Source organism: Methylobacterium tarhaniae (assembly GCF_001043955.1).
GTDB classification, from domain to species: domain Bacteria; phylum Pseudomonadota; class Alphaproteobacteria; order Rhizobiales; family Beijerinckiaceae; genus Methylobacterium; species Methylobacterium tarhaniae.
Genome location: NZ_LABZ01000418.1, coordinates 1 through 2,089, shown reverse-complemented (window position 1 = coordinate 2,089; position 2,089 = coordinate 1). Strand labels below are relative to the sequence as shown.

Here is a 2,089-nt window from a genome sequence, read left to right as displayed (position 1 = left end):
CTCATTTACAAGACCTCCTTCGACAAGGCGAACCGCACGTCCCTCGGTGGCGAGCGGGGCATCGGCCTCAGCAAGGCGATCGACGTTTTCGGGGAACTGCGCGAGGTCCTGGGATTACCGCTCCTGACGGATGTCCACACCGAGGCGCAATGCGAGCCGGTCGCCCGGGTCGTCGATGTCCTGCAGATCCCTGCCTTCCTGTGCCGGCAGACCGACCTTCTCCTGGCTGCCGGCACAGGAAGGCAGGGATCTGCAGGACATCGACGACCCGGGCGACCGGCTCGCATTGCGCCTCGGTGTGGACATCCGTCAGGAGCGGTAATCCCAGGACCTCGCGCAGTTCCCCGAAAACGTCGATCGCCTTGCTGAGGCCGATGCCCCGCTCGCCACCGAGGGACGTGCGGTTCGCCTTGTCGAAGGAGGTCTTGTAAATGAGGCCGATGCCGGCTGCAGCGGCCATCTCCTTCAGCGCGGAGGCGCATTCGAAGGCATGGTCACGCGACTCCATTTGACATGGGCCGGCGATGATGACCAACGGTAGGTCGTTGGCGAGGGCGACCGGGCCGATGTTGACCGTAGTCGCCACGCGGGCTGGCGCGTTCGTTTCAGCCATCGTACCCCTTCCTGTTCGCACTGAATCACGAGCGACGGCGTCGCCCGTCCGGCGCGCGCGGCTTCGAATCATCCGACTCCGCAATCGCGTGTTTTGCCTCCCGGCGCCTACATTGCAAGAGCCTGCGCGCACTCTTGGTCGACCGACTTGCGACGGTGCGTCTTCTGTGGTCCTTGATCCGGCCCGATCGCGATGCGATGGGGCTGGATCACGGTATCTCCTACGACCTCCGATTGTGGAAGCCCCTCGCCTCGACCTTGCAGAGATGTCATGAGATGCAGCCGTTCTCCGTCGCGACGCGCGTTCTTGCGTCGAACCGGCACCATTCGGCGCAGCGGAGTCCAGCGCCCGCGACCGGCTCGATCGCCCGATATCGTGACGCCGTAGCGTGGCCGGTGGCCTGCAACGACGTCTCGAGGTCGACGCTGCAGGCTATCGTAACATCGGATGCCCATTCCCTCCCCGATCCATCACGAGAGCAGCTCGTGCGGCTTCGTACCGAGACGGAGATCCTGATGCGGAAGCGGGAAAGTCACCTGCAACGCGCTTCGTACGCTTCTCGCGATCCGACGAGGGTTCATGAGAGCCGCGATTTCTACTGGCACTGACCGGATCCAGCAAAGGCTCGCCGTCGTTTGACCACTCATCTTTCGCCAGCCATCTACGCCCCGGCGCCCCGGCGGTCCGGCGCGGGTGAACGCGCTGCCGTCCTGCTGGTCAGCGTACCTCACGGCGCCGCCTCAGCTCTGTCCGCGTCGCTCCGCAACCTGGATGAAGGCAGGCCTTTCGCGTCCCCCGGAGATGGGACCGACGAGGGTGATCGCGGCGCCACGCTCCTGCGGCTTCACGACAGAATCCTATCGGGACTGGGGACGAGCCGGGACGACCCATTGCCGACCAGAGAGGAACAGGCGACGCCGCTGACGCGCATCGCCTTCGCTGCCGAAATCCGGCGCCTCGTCGAACCGCTCCTCGACGACCATCGGCTGCTCGTCGAGGAGCCGGGAGTCGGCCTTCTCCTGCCGGTCTGGATGGAGGCGCTCTCGACCCTGCGCTGTCGCATCGCCTGCATCCTGGTCGTCCGGCGGCCGCACGAGGTCGCGGCCTGCCTTGCGGCCTATGACGGCGTGTCCGTCGAGGAAGGGCTGATGCTCTGGCTGCGCTACGTTCTCGACGCGGAACGCGAGACGCGCGGCGTGCCGAGGGTGATCGTGATGCACCACGAGGCCCTGCGAGATCCCCGTAGCGTGCTCGACAGGATCTGCGGCGATCTTCTCCTGACGGGCCGGCTTGTCGGTGGTGACGCCGAATGCACGCTGCCCGCAGCAGACGAGCCTGCGGACGAGCCTCAGGGTGCCCTGGCCGATCTCTGCCGGCAGGCCTGGACCGCCCTGTCCACGCTGGCGACGGATGGTGCCGACTCCAAGGCGCAGACGACGCTCGACCGGATCGACCGGGCGTACCGGGAGGCCGCCG

General features: G+C 66.4%; 3 pseudogenes. 2 read left to right on the top strand and 1 reads right to left on the bottom strand.

From position 1 onward, the window contains the following. Positions 1-3: 3 nt before the first annotated feature. Positions 4-177, top strand: a pseudogene (locus VQ03_RS34900) (3-deoxy-8-phosphooctulonate synthase); the annotation flags it as partial. A 49-nt stretch (positions 178-226) separates the two neighbouring features. Here VQ03_RS34900 and VQ03_RS34375 read toward each other — a convergent pair. Continuing rightward, a pseudogene (locus tag VQ03_RS34375) lies at positions 227-613 on the bottom strand (3-deoxy-8-phosphooctulonate synthase); the annotation flags it as partial. Between the two features lie 635 nt (positions 614-1,248). Between VQ03_RS34375 and VQ03_RS30380 the strand changes: the two are divergent. Beyond that, positions 1,249-2,089: pseudogene (locus VQ03_RS30380) on the top strand (hypothetical protein); the annotation flags it as partial.